Consider the following 18,231-nt stretch of genomic DNA (forward strand, 5'->3'; position numbering starts at 1 on the left):
TATCGGCAGTCGGTTAGTGGTGCGAGTATACCAGCCTGTTGTAGGATGTGACCTATTCCTGATTGAGATGAAACAAACCACTTATGATAACCCTGTACCAATTCAATTCCTGCCCGTTTTGCTGGAAAGTAAAAGCCTTCCTCAACTACACCAAAATCCCGTATGACGTGGTGGAAGTGACCCCGTTTGGGATGAAAGAGCTGGATTTCACCGACCACAAAAAAGTTCCCGTACTGAAAGATGGCGCGGAAATTGTGGTCGAATCCAGTGCGATTGTGCGTTACCTCAACGACAAATACGCGCATTTGCTGCCAACGCCGCAGGATGATGAATGGCAGGCATGGGTAGATAATACCTTGGTGCATTACCTGCCGCCCTTGATCCACCCCAATATGGGCAAGTCCTTCCAAAACTTGGGAATCGTCATGACGGGAAGCAAAGACGGGGCAGCAAAACGCTTCTTTGTGCGTCTTGCAGGCGCAATAGTGATGCCGCGTGTTGCCAATAAAATGAAGCTGAAGCACAGCATCCAAAACCCTGAAGCCGAGTTTCAAACGGCGTTAGCGCATTGGGTGGATAACGGTTTGGCTGGCAAAGCCTTTTACGCGGGGGAACAACCGGGTTTGGTGGATACTAGCGTATTTGGAATATTGCGTTCGGCGCAAGGCATGGGAGTTCTGGAAGCAGCCGCTGTGACAAATCCCGCGTTTGGGCGCTGGTATGAGGCGTGTCGCGGGGTGATGGGGGCGTAACGGGCTGGTTATGCTATGCTAAATCCAGTTGCATACCGGAGTTTATTTGCCATGATCCGCTTTCCTTACGGTATCAGTAATTTTAAACGTATCCGCGATGAAGATTTTTTGTATCTTGATCGCACTCAACATATTCCAGTGTTGGAAGAGGCGGGAGAGCAACTGGTTTTCCTGCGTCCGCGTCGCTTTGGTAAATCCCTGCTGCTGTCTACATTGGCGAATTATTACGATGTTAAGACGGCTGATCAGTTTCAAGCCCTGTTTGGCGGACTGGAAGTCGGGCGTAGCCCAACCCCTGAACACAACCGTTACCTGATCCTGCGTTGGGATTTTTCCAAGGTATCGGCGCAAGGCAGCATTGACGACATCAAAAGCAGTTTATTCAAGCACCTTAATGTCGCAATTAAGGGCTTTATCCGTGATTATACGGATGTGCTGCAAGGTAACGTTGAGGTTGAAACTGACGCACTCGCCTCTTTCCAGTCCCTGTGCAATAGCGTTAGTAGTAGTGGGCAACAGCTCTACCTGCTGATCGACGAATACGACAATTTCGCCAATGAAGTGCTGGTACGTGACCCGCATAACAGCCAGCGTTATCAGGACTTGCTGGAAGGCGAAGGTATTCTCAAATCATTGTTCAAAATCATCAAAGGCAGTGCGGCAGAAGGCAAAATCGGGCGCGTGTTCATTACCGGCGTATCACCGCTGGTGCTGGCGGACATGACCAGCGGCTATAATGTCGCCACCGATATTTCTTTACTGGCACGCTTTAATGCCTTGTGTGGTATTACCCACGCGGAATTAAGCGAGCTGGTAAGCGGCGTTTTGCAACATTGCGGGCAAGATGGGAATCAACGTAATGCGTTGTTACAAACCTTAAAACAGTTTTATAACGGCTACCGTTTCTGTGCTCAGACGGATAAGCCATTGCTCTATAACCCAATTTTATGTTTTTATTTTCTGCGCCATTATCAGGAGGAATGCACCGCCCCGCGCCAAATGCTCGACGGCAATCTGATGATGGATGCAGCGCGTATCCGTTACCTTGCCAGTCAGCCCAGTGGGCAGGGTGTGGTAGAGCGTATTCTCGATGAAGAAAGCACCATCACGCTTGACCTTCTCGAAACCCGTTTCGGTGTGGAAAAACTAGCTGATTTACAACAGGATGAAAGCTACCTGCTGTCGCTGCTGTATTACTTTGGCATACTCACGATTGTTGGGACGGATATGCTGGGTAAACTGATATTGGGCATCCCCAACCTCGTGACCCGTGCGTTGTATGTGGATGAATTGCGCCAGCGCATCCTGCCTGCCCCGAAGGAGCGTCACGCGGTTGCCAATATGGCAGAAAAGTTCTACCAATCCGCCGATCTCCAGCCGCTGGCGGATTATCTGGAGCAAAAATACTTCGCGGCTTTCAATAACCGTGATTATGCGTGGAGCAATGAACTCACCATCAAAACCGCATTTCTGACCCTGCTGTTCAACGATATTTACTACGTGGTCGATTCCGAAACCGCGCTGCAACGCCGCTATGCTGATTTGGTACTGGTGATCCGCCCCAGTATGCGCCAATACCCCACCCTGAAAGACATTGTGCTGGAATTCAAATACCTGTCACTCAGCGACCTCAAACTCAGCGGTGAGCAAGTACGCGCCCAATCCCGCGAAACCCTGGCGCAACTGCCAGCGGTACAAACCGCACTGCACGACGCGCTACAGCAATTGCAGCACTATCGCGCCGTGTTGGCAGAAAAATACCGCGAGCCGGAACGTTTACGCTGTCTCGCGGTGGTATCGTTGGGTTTTGATCGCGTGGTTTGGCAAGCGTTATAAACCATTATTTGACAGGAATAACCGCATGATCCGTTTTCCCTATGGCATCAGTAACTTCAATGCTATTCGTACCGAGGACAATCTGTACCTTGATCGCACTCAGCATATCCCTTTGTTAGAAGCAGCGGGCAAGCAATTGGTTTTTCTGCGTCCGCGCCGCTTTGGTAAATCCCTGCTGCTGTCTACGCTGGCGAATTATTACGATGTTAAGACGGCTGATCAATTTGAAACCCTGTTTAACGGACTGGAAGCCGGGAGTAATCCAACTCCCGAACACAATCGTTACCTGATCTTGCGTTGGGATTTCTCCAAAGTATCCGCGCAAGGCAACATTGATGACATTAAAAGCAGTTTATTCGAGGTCTTGAATCAAGAGTTTGAAGGGTTCATTGAAACCTACCGGCATTACCTGACAGTTCCCGTCAACATTCGTGAAGATGCGCTGGCTACCTTCATGGCGGTACTGAATAGCGTACATCTTAGTGGTCAACAGCTTTACCTGCTGATCGACGAATACGACAATTTCGCCAATGAAGTGCTGGTACGTGACCCGCACAACAGCCAGCGTTATCAGGACTTGCTGGAAGGTGAGGGTATCCTCAAATCGGTATTCAAAATCATCAAAGGCAGTGCTGCCGAGGGCAAAATCGGTCGGGTATTCATTACCGGCGTGTCGCCCTTAGTATTGGCGGATATGACCAGCGGTTATAACGTTGCTACTGACATTTCACTGATGCCACGTTTCAATGCCCTGTGTGGTATTACCCAACCGGAACTGAGCGGGCTGGTGACAGGTATTTTGCAGCACTGTGGGCAGGATGAGCAGCAACGTGATGATCTGCTGCACACCCTGAAACAGTTTTACAATGGCTATCGTTTCTGCGCCCAATCGGACAAACCGCTGTTGTATAACCCCACGCTGTGCTTCTATTTTCTGCGCCATTATCAGGATGAATGCACCGCGCCGCGCCAAATGCTCGACGGAAACCTGATGATGGATGCCTCACGTATCCGCTACCTTGCCAGCCAGCCTAGCGGCACGGGTGTGGTAGAGCGTATTCTCGATGAAGAAAGCACCATCACGCTTGACCTTCTCGAAACCCGTTTCGGTGTGGAAAAACTAGCTGATTTACAACAGGATGAAAGCTACCTGCTGTCGCTGCTGTATTACTTTGGCATACTCACGATTGTTGGGACGGATATGCTGGGTAAACTGATATTGGGCATCCCCAACCTCGTGACCCGTGCGTTGTATGTGGATGAATTGCGCCAGCGCATCCTGCCTGCCCCGAAGGAGCGTCACGCGGTTGCCAATATGGCAGAAAAGTTCTACCAATCCGCCGATCTCCAGCCGCTGGCGGATTATCTGGAGCAAAAATACTTCGCGGCTTTCAATAACCGTGATTATGCGTGGAGCAATGAACTCACCATCAAAACCGCATTTCTGACCCTGCTGTTCAACGATATTTACTACGTGGTCGATTCCGAAACCGCGCTGCAACGCCGCTATGCTGATTTGGTACTGGTGATCCGCCCCAGTATGCGCCAATACCCCACCCTGAAAGACATTGTGCTGGAATTCAAATACCTGTCACTCAGCGACCTCAAACTCAGCGGTGAGCAAGTACGCGCCCAATCCCGCGAAACCCTGGCGCAACTGCCAGCGGTACAAACCGCACTGCACGACGCGCTACAGCAATTGCAGCACTATCGCGCCGTGTTGGCAGAAAAATACCGCGAGCCGGAACGTTTACGCTGTCTCGCGGTGGTATCGTTGGGTTTTGATCGCGTGGTCTGGCAAGCGTTATAGCAGCCGTGAACTGTGGGTAACGACGGAATAATCACTTTTACTTGCCTGCCAGCGTGTCAGTGCACTACACTTGTAGTACATCTGTATTACAGGGGTTCTCACTATGAGCATTTCAATTCGTCTGGATAAATCGCTGGAAGAAAGCCTGCGGCAGCGTTTGCAGTCTGAAGGTATTTCGTTGTCGAATTTTATCCGTGAAGCGGTCAGCGAGAAACTTTCCCGTTACGAAAACCGCCCGACACCCTACGAACTGGGTGAGCATTTTTTTGGGCGTTATAGCAGTGGGCGTGACGATCTCAGCATTAACCGCAAAGCCCTGTTACGGGAGAAGCTGAATGCAAAACATCGTCGTTGATAGTGGGGTCTTCATTGCGTTGTTTGACGGTAGCGATCGTTATCATGCACAGGCAAAGCACTTCATTAAGCATGTTCGGGGGCGATTGCACACCAATTTGCCGGTCATTACGGAAGTTGTCCACATGCTGGATTTTTCGCAACAAGCCCAACAGGATTTTCTGCTGTGGGTGAATCAATCCGTGCAAATCGACGCAAGCACGGTAAGCGATTGGGAACGCATTCTGGCGTTACTGAAGAAATACGCTGATTTGCCCGCCGATTTTGCCGATGCTTCACTGATTGGCTTGTGCGAGCGCATCAACACCCGCACGGTGGCGAGCGTTGACAGCGATTTTACGGTTTACCGCGACTATGCACGTAACCACTTTACCAATGTGTTCTGGGAAGCTTAAATCACCTGCCCCGGCAATTTGCGCGTATACCCCGCCGCATCTAGCTTCGCCAAATACTCCGCCCAGTTCTGTTCCATATTCTTACCAAGCTCATACAGCAAATTCCAGTCGTAAATACCGCTGTCGTGATTGTCATCAAAGGTCAACTGAATAGCGTAATGTCCCACTGGCTCAATGCCCTTGATATTCACGTTTTCCTTGCCGATTTGCAGCTTTTCTTGGCCTGGCCCATGCCCGCGTACTTCGGCTGACGGCGAATTCACGCGCAAGTATTCGCAACTCAGCGCGTGGACTTCATCGCCCGGCCAGGTAATCAACAATTCGCGGGTTTTCTGATTCAGGGTAATATCAAGTGGTGTCATCTCAAATCTCACGGTAGGGGCGTATTGTATACGCCCTTGGTATTTCGGGATTCCGGCGAGGGCGTATTCAATACGCCCCTACAGGATATAACGGCTAAGGTCTTCGTCTTTGACCAATTCGCCCAAAATCTGGTTGACGTAAGCCGCATCAACCGTCATCTGGTCGTCGCAATCAGGCGCTTCAAACAGCACATTTTCCAGCAAACGCTCGACCACGGTATGCAGGCGGCGTGCGCCGATGTTTTCGGTGCGTTCGTTGACTTCAAACGCAATTTCCGCAATCCGGCGAATCGCATCGGGGGCAAAGGTCAGCTTTACGCCTTCGGTTGCCAGCAAGCCTTGGTACTGTTCGGTCAGGGATGCGTTCGGTTCGGTGAGGATGCGTTCAAAGTCATTCGCGCTCAAGGCATCCATTTCTACACGAATTGGTAGCCGACCCTGTAATTCCGGTATTAAGTCGGAGGGTTTAGCGACGTGAAATGCGCCGGACGCAATGAACAAAATATGGTCGGTTTTCACCATGCCGTATTTGGTATTGACGGTGCAACCTTCGATCAATGGCAGCAAATCGCGTTGCACGCCTTCGCGGGACACGTCCGCACCGCTGGTTTGCCCGCTACGCGCTACTTTGTCGATTTCGTCGAGGAACACAATGCCGGTTTGCTCGACTGCAAACAACGCGCGTTGCTTGAGTTCTTCCTCATTGACCATTTTATGCGCTTCTTCCTCGATCAGGACTTTGAGCGCGTCCTTGATTTTCATCTTGCGCTTGCGCTTTTTGCTCTGGTTGAGGTTTTGGAACATGCTTTGCAACTGGCTCGCCATTTCTTCCATGCCCGGTGGGGTCATGATTTCCACGCTTGCGCCGCCAACCGCCACATCCAGCTCGATTTCTTTGTCGTCGAGGTCGCCTTCGCGCAATTTTTTGCGGAATTTCTGGCGGGTGGCATTATCTTCGCGCACGGGTTTGGCAGGTTCGTCATCACCTGTGGATAGCCATTCGTTGACCGGTGTTTCCTTACGGGGTGCAGGTAACAGGATGTCGAGGATGCGTTCTTCGGCTGCTTCGGTGGCGCGGTATTTGACCTTTTCCACTTCCTGTTCGCGCATCATTTTCATCGCCATATCCGCCAAGTCGCGGATGATGGAATCGACTTCCTTGCCCACGTAACCGACTTCGGTGAATTTGGTGGCTTCGACCTTGATGAAGGGCGCATTCGCGAGTTTGGCTAAACGGCGGGCAATTTCGGTTTTACCGACACCCGTGGGGCCAATCATCAGGATGTTTTTCGGGGTTACTTCCGGGCGCAGCGTGTCATCGAGCTGCTGCCGCCGCCAGCGGTTACGCAAGGCAATGGCGACGGAACGCTTGGCCTTATCCTGACCAATGACGTGTTTGTCGAGTTCCTGGACAATTTCGCGGGGGGTCATCGTGCCGACGCTCATTAGAGTTCCTCAATGGTCAGGTTGTGGTTGCTGTAAATGCAAATGTCGGCGGCAATGTGCAAGCCTTTTTCGACGATTTCGCGGGCGGAAAGCTCGGTGTTTTCCAGCAAAGCGCGGGCGGCGGATTGTGCAAATGCGCCGCCCGAACCAATGGCGATTAAATCATTTTCTTGCTCTACCACGTCGCCGTTGCCGGTAATCAGCAGGGATGCGGTGGCATCGGCAACAATCAGCAGCGCTTCAAGGCGGCGTAACATGCGGTCGGTACGCCAGTCTTTGGCGAGTTCCACCGCAGCACGGGTGAGGTTGCCATTGTGCGCTTGCAGCTTGCTTTCAAAGCGTTCAAACAGGGTGAAGGCATCGGCGGTTCCACCGGCAAAGCCTGCAATGACCTTATCGTTGTACAAACGGCGGACTTTGCGGGCATTGCCTTTCATGACGGTATTGCCCAGCGTGACTTGACCATCGCCGCCGACAACGACTTTGCCGTCGCGACGCACGCTTAGGATGGTGGTTCCTCGGTATTGTTCCAAAATGCGCTCCAGATGCTTTTGTGTAGGCTATAGCGTGTGGGTGTTTGAGGTAAATTTCAAGGGCTAGGGCGAACCCGTATGCGCATAAAAAAATATTGGTTAAGAAATTGTCGTGATACAGGTATTATGCTGGCTGACCTTAGGTATTTTTGCTTTAAACTTCAATGAGTTATTCTTGCAACATTGTTGTTTTGATACCACAGAAATTGTTCGCTCGTTGAGCCTTAAGGAGGTGCATTATGAGTATTCTTGGTTTAGTTATTTTTGCGATCATTGTACTCGCTGCTTGTTATACCTCTCGTTGCTTGCAGCAGGGTGCGCGGCGTGAAAATTTACCTCGCGAAATTGAGAAGCTGTTATAACGTCTTATCGACCACCACCGGATTATTAAACCTGCCCGCTTTATGCGGGCAGTGTTTTTGTGCATTAACGTGTTGCTATGCCAGTGATTGCGCTATGCTCAAGGGTAAGGGCTTTTTACGATCCATTAATGTTTTACGGAATTTTGGTTGAATGCGGCAAGAAAACACGGCGCTTATTCTATTGGTGGATGAGGCACGTGAAAGCGAAAATTTATTCCGTCATGCGCAAGCGGCAGTCGCAGCAGGTGCGCAAAGCCTGCTATTGCTAGCGTGCGACCGCAATGGTCTGACGCCTGCATTGGTGGATGCGGGTTTGCAAGCCTTGTCCGTGCCGGTCTTTGGCGGCGTTTTTCCGCAAATTGTGATTGATTCGCGCCGTTTGGAACAGGGCTACGTGGTGTGTGGTCTGCCGTTTGCCGTTACTGTCGAATACGTCGCTAAACTCTCCGAACCCAGTGCGGATTACCGTTCCGCCCTCGCTGCCTTAACCGCTACGGTTAACCCGCCGCAAACGTTGGTGGTGTTGGTTGATGGGTTGAGCACGCGGATTTCAGCTTTATTGGAAAGCCTCTACGGTGAATTCGGCGATGAATGCACCTATATCGGTGGTGGCGCGGGGTCGCTCAGTTTTCAGCAGCAGCCGTGTTTATTCAGCAATCACGGTTTGGTCGGTGATTGCGCCCAACTGACCGCGTTGGATCTTCCTGTTAGCATTGGCATTGAACACGGCTGGCATAGCTTTGCAGGGCCTTTTTTCGTGACCGGCTCACAGCATAACACCCTATTATCATTGGACTATCAACCCGCGTTTGAGGTTTATCGCCGCGTGGTGGAAGCGGATAGCGGGCGTTCGTTTGCGGATACGCCGTTCTTTGAATTGAGCAAGGCTTACCCGTTCGGGTTGGTGCGTTTGACCAAGGATGTGGTGGTGCGTGACCCGCTATCGCTTAACGGAAATGCGATTACGTGCATTGGTGAAGTGCCTGCGCATCACATGCTGTACATCCTCAAAGGCGATGCGGAACATTTATTGCTGGCTGCTCGTGATTGCACCTTAACGGCGTTACGCGCCCAGCCCGCACCGTGCATGGCGTTGCTGTTTGATTGTGTGAGCCGCGCCTTGTTTCTCGACAGCCGTTTTCAGGAAGAACTCGACACTATTCGCGCCCATTTACCCGCTGATTTGCCGCTGTTGGGCGTCTTGTCGCTGGGTGAAATTGCGGATGCAGGCAATGCGTGTCTGGAGTTTTTTAATAAAACCACGGTATTGGGGATTGTTGCTGACGCATGAGTACAACATTAGAACTGGTATCGGTGCAATACGCCTTGGCGTTACTTGTCGGGCAAAGTCTGGATTTGCGCACGATGTTGCACCAGTTTCTGCCGCCTGCCTTGAAACTGTTGAATTGCCGCAGTGGTTATCTGTGGCTACGGCGTTGTGAGTCATTTGACACGATTGCAGGCATTGAGCCTTGCTACAGTTACCCCAAGCTGAAAATACCCTTGGTGGATAAGTCCGCCACATTAGCAGCAGCGATTCAGGCATTGGCGGATAATGCGTGGTTGTTGGCAGAGCCGTTGGATATTGTTGAAACGGATGGCAGTTATTGCCACGTGTTACCTATTGGGCAAAGCGGTTTGCTGGTTTTGCGGCGAGACCCGCCCTTATTAGCGGCACAATTGCAGGCACTGACGCCGGTATTAATGCGTTTGGAAACCGCGTGTCTGGCGTGTGTGCAACACGCCAATTTGGAGGCAGCGCGTCAGGAAGCCGAACGCGCGAATCAGGCAAAAAACGCATTTCTGGCAATGATCAGCCATGAAATCCGTACCCCCATGAACAGTGTGATGGGGCTAACCGATTTGCTGGGATACAGCGAACTCACACCTGCACAACGTGAATACGTGAAATTGATTCGGGAATCTTCGGGTGCGTTGCTGGGCATTATCAACGAAATTTTGGATTTTTCGCGGATCGAATCCGGGGCAACGCGGTTAAACAATGCGCCATTCAGGGTGCAAGCGCTGTTGGAAACGGCATTAGCACCGTTGGCAGTCGCGGCGCGTGATAAGGCTATCGCTTTTCACTGGCGCATTGCGGCTGATGTGCCGGAAACCTTGCAAGGTGATGCTGGGCGCTTACGGCAAGTGTTGATCAATCTGGTGGGCAATGCGCTCAAATTTACGAACAGTGGCGGTGAGATTGCGATTGAAATCACTGCCGAACCACACGCTCCAACGGGCAGTACGCGGGTAAGGTTTAGTGTGCGTGATACCGGGATTGGGATTGCATCCGAACAGCTTGAGACTATTTTTCAGCCGTTTCAGCAGGTGGATAGTCGGATTTCACGGCGTTACGGTGGCACGGGTTTGGGGCTGACCATTGCCGCGCAATTGGTGGCGATGATGGGTGGGAAATTGCAGGTGGAAAGCCAGCTTGCACAGGGCAGTACCTTTCATTTCACCTTATTGCTGCCAACGGATGTGACACCCGCGCCTGCAACACCCGTTGGCGATGTTTTAAGCATGGCACAACGCCCGCTGACAATTTTGTTGGCAGAAGACAATGAAATCAATGGCATGTTCACGCGCTTGCTGCTCAATAAAATCGGGCATCAGGTGACGGTCGTGGTAAACGGGCGTGAAGCGCTGGAAAGCTGGCAACAGCAACGCCCGGATGTGATCTTGATGGACATGCAAATGCCGGTGATGGATGGCATGGAAGCCACCTTGCTGATTCGCGCTCAAGAACAAATAACCGGCACTCACACGCCGATTATTGCCCTGACAGCGAATGTATTGGCAAGCGACCGCGAGCGTTGTTTGCAAGCCGGTATGGATGATTTTCTCAGTAAGCCATTCGAGTTACCGGCATTGCTTGATGTGCTGGCACGGGCAACCGCCCGTTAAAATATCACTGAATGTTGGTCATTCCCCGTGCACTATGATGGGGCGTATAATGGGTCAGTACGTAGCCATGTGAGAACAACCATGCCACTGATCAATGATGCCATTTGGACGAATAGCCCTTACCTGCAACACCAGCTTGCTCGCCACCTCGAATGGCAAGCCTATGTGGAGTCCAGCCAGCCGTATGCCGATGGTGAGTTGGTGGCAAACATTGTTGCCGAAGTCCTCGCCCAACCCGATTACGATAGCGTATTGCGCACCGTGCGGCTGATCCGCAACCGTGAAATGGTGCGCATCGCTTACCGCGATTTGCTGGGTAAAGCAGAACTTGCCGAAACCTTGCAAACCACGTCCGACCTTGCCGATGGCTTGGTAGACGCGGCCTATCGCTGGTGTTACGCCGAACTTACCGCCAAACACGGCATCCCGCGCAGCCGCAGCGGTGAACCCCAGCAGATGGTGATTATCGGCATGGGTAAACTCGGTGGGCAGGAACTCAACTTTTCCTCCGACATCGACATGATTTTCGCCTTCCCCGAAGCAGGCGCAACCGATGGCAAGCGCGATCTCGACAATCAAACGTTTTTCACCCGTGTCGGGCAGCGCATGATTGGGGTATTGGGGCAAACCACGGCGGAGGGCATTGCCTACCGCGTCGACATGCGCTTACGCCCCTTCGGTGAAGTCGGCGCACTCGCGCTGTCGTTCGATGCGATGGAGCATTACTACGAAACCCACGGGCGCGAATGGGAACGTTACGCCCTGATCAAGGCGCGGGTGATGGCAGGCGACAAACACAATGGCGCGGAATTGATGGCACGCTTGCGCCCGTTTGTGTTTCGCCGCTACCTCGATTACGGCGCGATTGAGCAATTACGCGATATGAAGGCGATGATCAACCGCGAAGCCGAACGCCGTGGTAAATACCTCGATGTGAAACTTGGCACGGGGGGGATTCGCGAAATCGAATTTACTGCGCAAGTATTTCAATTGATGCGCGGCGGGCGGATTCCTGAATTGCGGGGGCGTAGTTTGCTGCCGACGCTGGATGCGTTGCTGGCACAACAACTGCTGACGGCGGAAGAGTTTGGCGTGTTGCAACCGGCGTACCATTTCCTGCGCCGCACGGAAAACCGCCTGCAAATGTGGAATGACGAACAGACGCATTCGCTGCCAACCACGCCGGAACGCCAAGCCTGCCTTGCCAGCTCGATGGGCTTTGCGGATTGGGCGAGTTTTGAGGCGGAACTCAATCGTCATCAGCGGGCGGTAGCGCAGATTTTCCAGCGCGTGTTTGCGCTCGAAACCCAAGAAAGTCAGCCGATGCCGGAACATCCCGCGATTCAGGCACTGTTACACAGCCGTTTGTATAACACGCTGACGGATACGGGGCGCAGCCGGTTAAACCGCTTGCTGCCTGCGTTGTGGGATGCGTGCCATGCGCTGGCTGACCCCGAACAGGCGTTGGAACGGTGTTTGCGAATTGTGCAAAAAATTGCGCCACGTTCCGGCTACATTGCCATGCTCGCCGATCACCCGAATGCGTTGGAGCAGTTCGTGCGCTTGGTCAGCGACAGTTTGTGGATTACCAGCCAGTTGATCGATCACCCGATTTTGCTGGATCAATTGCTGGATTCGCGCCAGTTGTATACGCCGTTGGATCGTGAGCAATTGGGTGCAGCATTGCGCTTGGAATTGGAGCGTATTGATCAGGGCGACACCGAACAGGTGATGGAACGTTTGCGCCAATTCAAGCAAGCGCAAGTGCTGCGGGTGGCAGCGGCGGATATTACCGGCGTATTGCCGCTGATGAAGGTGTCGGATCAGTTGACCTGGATTGCCGAGGCGGTGCTGGAAGAAACCCAGCGGCACGTGTGGGCGACGATGACGGCGCAGACGGGCGTGCCGTGTTACAAGGATGAGACGGGGGAAACGCAAGAAGCCGGTTTCGCCATTATCGCCTACGGAAAACTCGGTGGACTGGAATTGGGTTACGGGTCGGATCTCGACATTATTTTCCTGCACGACAGCCACGGTACGGTGCAGCAAACCAATGGCAAGAAGACGCTGGAAAATGCGGTGTTTTATGCACGATTTGCGCAGAAAATTATTCATACGCTGACGACGTTTACGCCTGCGGGACGTTTGTACGAAACCGATACGCGTTTGCGTCCCAGTGGTGCATCCGGTTTGCTTGTCAGTAGCTTGAATGCCTTCCGCCTTTACCAACAGGAAAAAGCGTGGGTGTGGGAACATCAGGCGTTGTTGCGGGCGCGGGTGATCACAGGCTCTGCCAGCTTACGGGTGCAGTTTGAGCAAGTGCGTCATGAGATCCTCTGTCAGCCGCGTGACAAAGCAGAATTGCGCAAGCAAGTGATCGCGATGCGTCAAAAGATGTGGGAAAGCATGGCGAGTAAAGATGCCAATGTGTTTAACCTGAAAAAAGACCCTGGTGGGGTGACAGATATTGAATTCATTGTGCAGTTTCTGATTCTGGCTCATGCACATGAACACCCTGAATTGGTGCGCTGGAGCGACAATATCCGCCAGCTTGAATCGCTGCAACAGGTGGAAATTTTGCCCGCCGACACGGCGGCGATGCTGGCGGATACTTACCGGACATTGCGTGATCGTATCCACGCATTGTCTTTGCAGGAGCAGGACGCAGTGGTGGATGGGGGGCAATTCGCACGGGAGCGTGACGCAGTACAAGCAGCGTGGGTCGCATTGGTGGAAGCATGAATGATTACCTCGCCAAACCCAAGTGTACGATTGCCTAACAATCTGCCATTAAGGGATTTTAACGGTTTCAAAATCCAGAGCATGATTTAGGATTAAGCCGGAGGTAACGCCATATTCATCGCACATTGGCGTTGTTCTTCACGGAATTGCGCCAACTTTTCCGCTAACATTGGATCGTCATTCGCTAACATTGCCACGGCAAACAACGCCGCGTTTGCCGCACCCGCTTCGCCAATTGCAAACGTGGCAACGGGCACACCTTTGGGCATTTGCACAATCGAATACAGCGAATCAATCCCGTTCAAGGCACGGCTGGTGACGGGCACGCCTAAAATCGGTAAGGTGGTTTTTGCCGCTAACATGCCTGGCAAATGCGCCGCACCGCCAGCGCCCGCAATAATGCATTTCAGACCGCGTTCGCGGGCAGTTTCGGCGTATTCAAACAATAAGTCAGGTGTGCGATGGGCGGAAACGACGCGGTATTCATGCGCAATACCGAATTTTTCCAGTTGTTCAACGGCTTTGGACATCACGTTCCAATCGCTGTTGCTACCCATGACAACCCCTACCACTACCGCCGAATTGGGTTGAGTCATGATGCTCCCCTTATTTCTCTGCAAAATCTGATATTATAACGCGATGTACCTTTTACGCACTAACTAACCGCAAGCGAATGAATACAAACAGTCACCCAAGCAGCGTTCTTGAGACGCACATCACCTCCCTGCCGCTGATTGCACGGGGCAAAGTCCGCGATATTTACGCCGTCGATGACCAGCACATGCTGATCGTTACCACGGATCGTTTATCGGCATTCGATGTGATCATGCCGACCCCGATTCCCCAGAAGGGCGTTATTCTCACGCAAGTAGCGAATTTCTGGTTTGGCTTGCTGCATGACGTGATCCCGAATCACTTGAGCGACAAAACGCTGGATGATCTGCCGCTGACAGCCGAGGAAAAAGCGCCACTGCAAGGGCGCAGCATTATCGTGAAACGCCTCAAGCCGTTGCCGGTGGAGGCGATTGTGCGCGGTTACTTGATCGGTTCGGGCTGGAAGGATTACCAGCAAACCGGCGCGGTGTGCGGTATCGAATTGCCCGCCGGTTTGCAGATGGCAGACCGTTTGCCTGAACCGATTTTCACGCCCTCCAGCAAAGCCGACGTGGGTGATCACGACATCAATATCAGCTTTGCCGAGATGCAAGCGCGGATTGGCGCAGGCCTCGCCGAGCAAGTGCGCAGCGTGAGTTTGGAGTTGTATCGCCAAGCGGCGGAATATGCGCTCAAACGCGGCATTATTATCGCTGACACCAAGTTCGAGTTCGGGTTGGATACGGAGGGTAAGCTGGTGTTGATTGACGAAATCCTCACACCGGATTCCTCGCGTTTCTGGCCTGCTGATCAGTACAAACCCGGCATTAGTCCGCCATCGTTTGACAAACAATTCGTGCGGGATTATTTAGAAACGCTGGATTGGGGGAAAGTCGCGCCGGGACCGGAATTGCCTGCGGAGATTATGGAAAAGACAGCGGCTAAGTACCGTGAAGTGGCTGAGTTACTCACCGCACCTTAACCACTTCCACCCGCACCCCGTCACTCACCAGCAGCCAAGCGCTCAATTTCGGCAAAGCGGCAAGCGTCGGCAACTGCAAATAGCCTTGCACTTGCGCAATGCCCGCTTGGCGCTTGGCTGCCCAGCCCGCTGTACCGTCGCTTTGCTTGCTGTATTTCAGCTCGATCAAATGCTGGTGATCCACCGCAATCGGGTTGCGTTCCAAGAGCATAATATCGGGGTATTTGCGGTTCATTTCCCGCTCGCTTTGGATGAAATACACCGATGATTGGTACAGCAGGGTCAACAGCAACACTTTGACGTGCTTTTCATCCATCCCCATCGCGTCGCGGTTGGAAAGGCATTGCAAGGCTTGCTCCATTTCTGTCACCAGCGGCTGCATATCGTCTTCCAAGGCAAGGGCTTGCACCGCAAACGCCAGTGCTTGGCTGGAAATCGTCATCTGGTTGCGGCGTTCCAATTCCACCTTGAAGTACTGGAAATACAATTCCTGCATCACGTAGTTGGGGATGCTAAACACTTCACCCGCCAGACTTTTTCTTAGCGGTGAAATAAAGCCCATATAGGCGACTAAGCTGATGAAATCATCACGCCCAAAGCCTTTTTCCAGATCAAATTTACGGCGTTGTCGGGCAGTCACTTCCCCATTGCTGATTAACTCATCCAATACGGCGAAATTGGTATCACGATTGCCGATACTGAACATGCTGAGAATTTTGCCGTAATCGGAGGCGATGTTTTCATCTAGCATCGGGTCAGGGTAAGTGCAATCGGCACTACGGAAGTTTTTCAGGAAATACAGCACCATATTGGCGTTGTAAACCGTATCCACGGCTTTGGGGGCAAAGCGGTAGCCGTTATACCAACGGGTGATGTCAGCCAACAACACCTCTGGGTCAAGCTGACACTCTGTAGCCAAGGGTTGCAACAATCCCGCGACTTCGGCTTTGGTAAAGCCCACCGCTTCGTTGAACGCTTCCAGCAGTGACAGGTTTTCACCAATGTTAAACCCGCTGGTCATACTATCGAGCATGATTGGGGTAACACCCGTGACAAACAAGCGGTCAATCGCACCACGCTGGGTGGCGGTTTTCAGCGTTTCATAGAAACTGCGCACGAATCCACCTTTGCCCACCACCGCTTGGAATAGATTAAGGTCATCCGCTAACAGCGTATTGGCGAAATGGTCGTATTCGTCAATCAGAAACAGGAGTTTTTGCCCCGCCGTCACCCGGAAAAAATACTTCATCTGCGCTTGCGGGGAGGGTTCGCCTTCGATAGCCGCCAGCGTACTGTCGGGATAACCATAACGTTTGAGAAACGTTTGCAGGGCTTGCGCGACTTCACGCCCAAAATCTTCGTACAGCCGTGTGAAACCCTGCCCAGTGGCAATACCGCTGAATTCCATGAACAGCACTTGGTAGCTGCTTTTCAGCGGGGTCGGGTGTTTGCCGATATGCAAATGGCTGAACAATGCGTCAAAGTCCGCTTGGTAGGCGCTGTCGTAATAGTATTCCATTGCCGACAACAGCAGGCTTTTGCCGAAACGGCGCGGGCGCAGCAGGATTTGGTACCTGCCTGCCTCTTCCAGTTGGGCGATGTACGCGGTCTTATCGACATACACATAGCCTTCGCTGATCACTTGCTTGAAATTGCTCAGACCGTAGGGGATTTTCATCGGCTTGCTCGCGGTTTACTGCGGTTAATGAGTCGCAGTTTAGCATACACGGTGGCAGTCACTTCAAATGGGGTAATAAGTGCCCACTGCGTTAGTATCATATTTGTTCGTCAGAAATTAATGACACTCCCCTACATTTTTCGTTATGCTGCTATTTTAATAATAAATTTTTATAAGCGAGCCTTGCCATGTCACAAGCCCCAGCCGTGATCGACACCGCTACGGATGCATTCGATATTCTCACCCAAGCCGAGTTTCAGGAATATACCAGTCCGTGCCATAAAATAGTTTTTTTGATCAGGGAAATATGGTTAGATGACTGGTAACAAAAGCAGCCATGAGTAATGTATGACATTAAAAATCACTTTCACTGAGGATGAGATAGCGGAGCTGTTCTACTGGAAGGAGCGCCATCCTCATCCCAGAGTCCGTAAGAAAATGTCCGTGCTGTACCTGAAATCCCAACAGTTGACGCATAAGGAAATCAAACGATTGGAAAGGATTACAGAAGCCACGCTGCTTGCCTACCTAAACGCCTACCTACAACCTAACGGTTTAGAAGCTCTTAAAGAAATACGATTCAATAAACCACAGAGTGATTTGATGGCATATAAAGACAAGATTGAAGCCTATTTTCGTGAATATCCCCCCGCAACCAGCAAGGCGGCAGCCGCTAAGATTGAGGAGCTGACAGGCATCAAACGCAGTGAGGACAGGGTACGTGTCTTTATGAAGAAAATAGGGATGGACATCCATAAAGTGGGGATGATACCCGCCAAAGCTGATGTGGAAGCACAAGAAAAGTTCCTGGAAAATGAACTAAAACCGCGCATTCAGGAGGCTAAGGAGGGCAAACGCGCCCTTTTTTTGTCGATGCCGCCCACTTCGTGTTAGCACCGTTTCTGGGGTTTTTGTGGTCATTTTCCCGCGTATTCATCAAAGCCCCCTGTGGTCGACAACGCTACAACGTATTGGGCGCACTCAATGCGATAACGCTACAACTCATCACGATCACTAACGACTCCTATATCAACGCTAACAGCGTGTGTGAATTATTGGAAAAAATTGCAGCGTTAGCACTCAAAATACCGATCACTTTGGTCTTGGATAATGCCAAGTATCAACGCTGTGAAGCCGTGTTTGCCTGTGCGAAAAGGCTCAATATTGAACTATTATTTTTACCGACCTATTCACCCAACCTCAATCTGATTGAACGGTTGTGGAAGTTCGTCAAGAAAAAATGCTTGTACTCGAAATACTATGATAAGTTTCCCGCTTTCAAGGCGGCCATCACCAACTGTCTCGACAAGCTGGATACCGATCACAAGAAAGAACTGACCCAGTTGATGACAACAAATTTTCAAACCTTTAAAAATGTTCAGGTCTTGACGCTGTAAGGTATATCAGGCAACCCAACTGCGCCAAGAAGCTTTTGGTCATGAGAAAAACGCCCAAAAAACCGGCGATCTCATTGC

General features: G+C 51.7%; 15 protein-coding genes and 1 pseudogene. 11 read left to right on the forward strand and 5 right to left on the reverse strand.

What is annotated here, in order from left to right; translation table 11 throughout:
* The first annotated feature begins 83 nt into the window (after window positions 1-83).
* The 5 genes from QJT81_21525 to QJT81_21545 all read left to right on the forward strand — a co-directional run bounded on the left by QJT81_21525 (window position 84) and on the right by QJT81_21545 (window position 5,147).
* The gene (locus tag QJT81_21525) at window positions 84-752 is read left to right on the forward strand and encodes a glutathione S-transferase N-terminal domain-containing protein (protein WGZ94325.1); all 669 of its coding nucleotides are present in this window, start codon (window positions 84-86) and stop codon (window positions 750-752) included.
* A gap of 51 nt (window positions 753-803) precedes the next feature.
* Complete coding sequence (locus tag QJT81_21530) at window positions 804-2,588, forward strand: AAA family ATPase (protein WGZ94326.1); 1,785 nt, start codon at window positions 804-806, stop codon at window positions 2,586-2,588.
* Window positions 2,589-2,613: 25 nt separating this feature from the next.
* Window positions 2,614-4,398, forward strand: coding sequence for an AAA family ATPase (locus QJT81_21535; protein ID WGZ94327.1), 1,785 nt, complete (start codon window positions 2,614-2,616; stop codon window positions 4,396-4,398).
* A 103-nt stretch (window positions 4,399-4,501) separates the two neighbouring features.
* Window positions 4,502-4,753 carry a DUF6290 family protein gene (locus tag QJT81_21540; protein WGZ94328.1) on the forward strand — a complete coding sequence of 84 codons (252 nt, stop codon included), beginning with the start codon at window positions 4,502-4,504 and terminating at the stop codon, window positions 4,751-4,753.
* Entirely contained in the window at window positions 4,734-5,147 is a 414-nt protein-coding gene (locus QJT81_21545; GenBank protein WGZ94329.1) for a PIN domain-containing protein, read from the forward strand. The genes QJT81_21540 and QJT81_21545 overlap by 20 nt, the downstream gene beginning before the upstream one ends.
* On the opposite strand, the gene QJT81_21550 is transcribed toward QJT81_21545, so the two are convergent.
* The 3 genes from QJT81_21550 to hslV all read right to left on the reverse strand — a co-directional run bounded on the left by QJT81_21550 (window position 5,144) and on the right by hslV (window position 7,488).
* Window positions 5,144-5,509: a DUF971 domain-containing protein gene (locus QJT81_21550; protein WGZ94330.1), complete on the reverse strand. Its 366-nt coding sequence runs from the start codon at window positions 5,507-5,509 to the stop codon at window positions 5,144-5,146. The two genes, QJT81_21545 and QJT81_21550, sit on opposite strands and share 4 nt — an antisense overlap.
* 78 nt (window positions 5,510-5,587) lie before the next feature.
* On the reverse strand, window positions 5,588-6,955 hold the full coding sequence (hslU, locus tag QJT81_21555; GenBank protein ID WGZ94331.1) for an ATP-dependent protease ATPase subunit HslU: 1,368 nt from the start codon (window positions 6,953-6,955) through the stop codon (window positions 5,588-5,590).
* Window positions 6,955-7,488: an ATP-dependent protease subunit HslV gene (gene hslV, locus QJT81_21560; GenBank protein ID WGZ94332.1), complete on the reverse strand. Its 534-nt coding sequence runs from the start codon at window positions 7,486-7,488 to the stop codon at window positions 6,955-6,957. The genes hslU and hslV overlap by 1 nt, the downstream gene beginning before the upstream one ends.
* A 513-nt stretch (window positions 7,489-8,001) precedes the next feature.
* On the opposite strand from hslV, the gene QJT81_21565 reads away from it, so the two are divergent.
* From QJT81_21565 to glnE, 3 genes are all read left to right on the forward strand, one after another.
* Window positions 8,002-9,141: an FIST N-terminal domain-containing protein gene (locus tag QJT81_21565; GenBank protein ID WGZ94333.1), complete on the forward strand. Its 1,140-nt coding sequence runs from the start codon at window positions 8,002-8,004 to the stop codon at window positions 9,139-9,141.
* Window positions 9,138-10,760: an ATP-binding protein gene (locus QJT81_21570; protein ID WGZ94334.1), complete on the forward strand. Its 1,623-nt coding sequence runs from the start codon at window positions 9,138-9,140 to the stop codon at window positions 10,758-10,760. Before QJT81_21565 ends, QJT81_21570 begins: the two co-directional genes overlap by 4 nt.
* 81 nt (window positions 10,761-10,841) lie before the next feature.
* Window positions 10,842-13,502 carry a bifunctional [glutamate--ammonia ligase]-adenylyl-L-tyrosine phosphorylase/[glutamate--ammonia-ligase] adenylyltransferase gene (gene glnE / locus QJT81_21575; GenBank protein WGZ94335.1) on the forward strand — a complete coding sequence of 887 codons (2,661 nt, stop codon included), beginning with the start codon at window positions 10,842-10,844 and terminating at the stop codon, window positions 13,500-13,502.
* A gap of 92 nt (window positions 13,503-13,594) precedes the next feature.
* On the opposite strand, the gene purE is transcribed toward glnE, so the two are convergent.
* Window positions 13,595-14,098 (reverse strand): 5-(carboxyamino)imidazole ribonucleotide mutase, encoded by a 504-nt coding sequence (gene purE / locus QJT81_21580; protein ID WGZ94336.1) that lies wholly within the window; start codon window positions 14,096-14,098, stop codon window positions 13,595-13,597.
* Window positions 14,099-14,175: 77 nt separating this feature from the next.
* On the opposite strand from purE, the gene QJT81_21585 reads away from it, so the two are divergent.
* Window positions 14,176-15,078, forward strand: coding sequence for a phosphoribosylaminoimidazolesuccinocarboxamide synthase (locus QJT81_21585; protein WGZ94337.1), 903 nt, complete (start codon window positions 14,176-14,178; stop codon window positions 15,076-15,078).
* Here QJT81_21585 and QJT81_21590 read toward each other — a convergent pair.
* Window positions 15,065-16,756 carry an AAA family ATPase gene (locus tag QJT81_21590; GenBank protein ID WGZ94338.1) on the reverse strand — a complete coding sequence of 564 codons (1,692 nt, stop codon included), beginning with the start codon at window positions 16,754-16,756 and terminating at the stop codon, window positions 15,065-15,067. The genes QJT81_21585 and QJT81_21590 overlap by 14 nt on opposite strands.
* Window positions 16,757-16,944: 188 nt before the next feature.
* Here QJT81_21590 and QJT81_21595 point away from each other — a divergent pair, with 188 nt between their 5' ends.
* Complete coding sequence (locus QJT81_21595; protein WGZ94339.1) at window positions 16,945-17,082, forward strand: hypothetical protein; 138 nt, start codon at window positions 16,945-16,947, stop codon at window positions 17,080-17,082.
* Between the two features lie 22 nt (window positions 17,083-17,104).
* Window positions 17,105-18,153 (forward strand): annotated as a pseudogene (locus QJT81_21600) (IS630 family transposase).
* Window positions 18,154-18,231: the final 78 nt, after the last annotated feature.

The organism is Candidatus Thiothrix putei, from assembly GCA_029972225.1.
Taxonomy (GTDB): Bacteria; Pseudomonadota; Gammaproteobacteria; order Thiotrichales; family Thiotrichaceae; genus Thiothrix; species Thiothrix putei.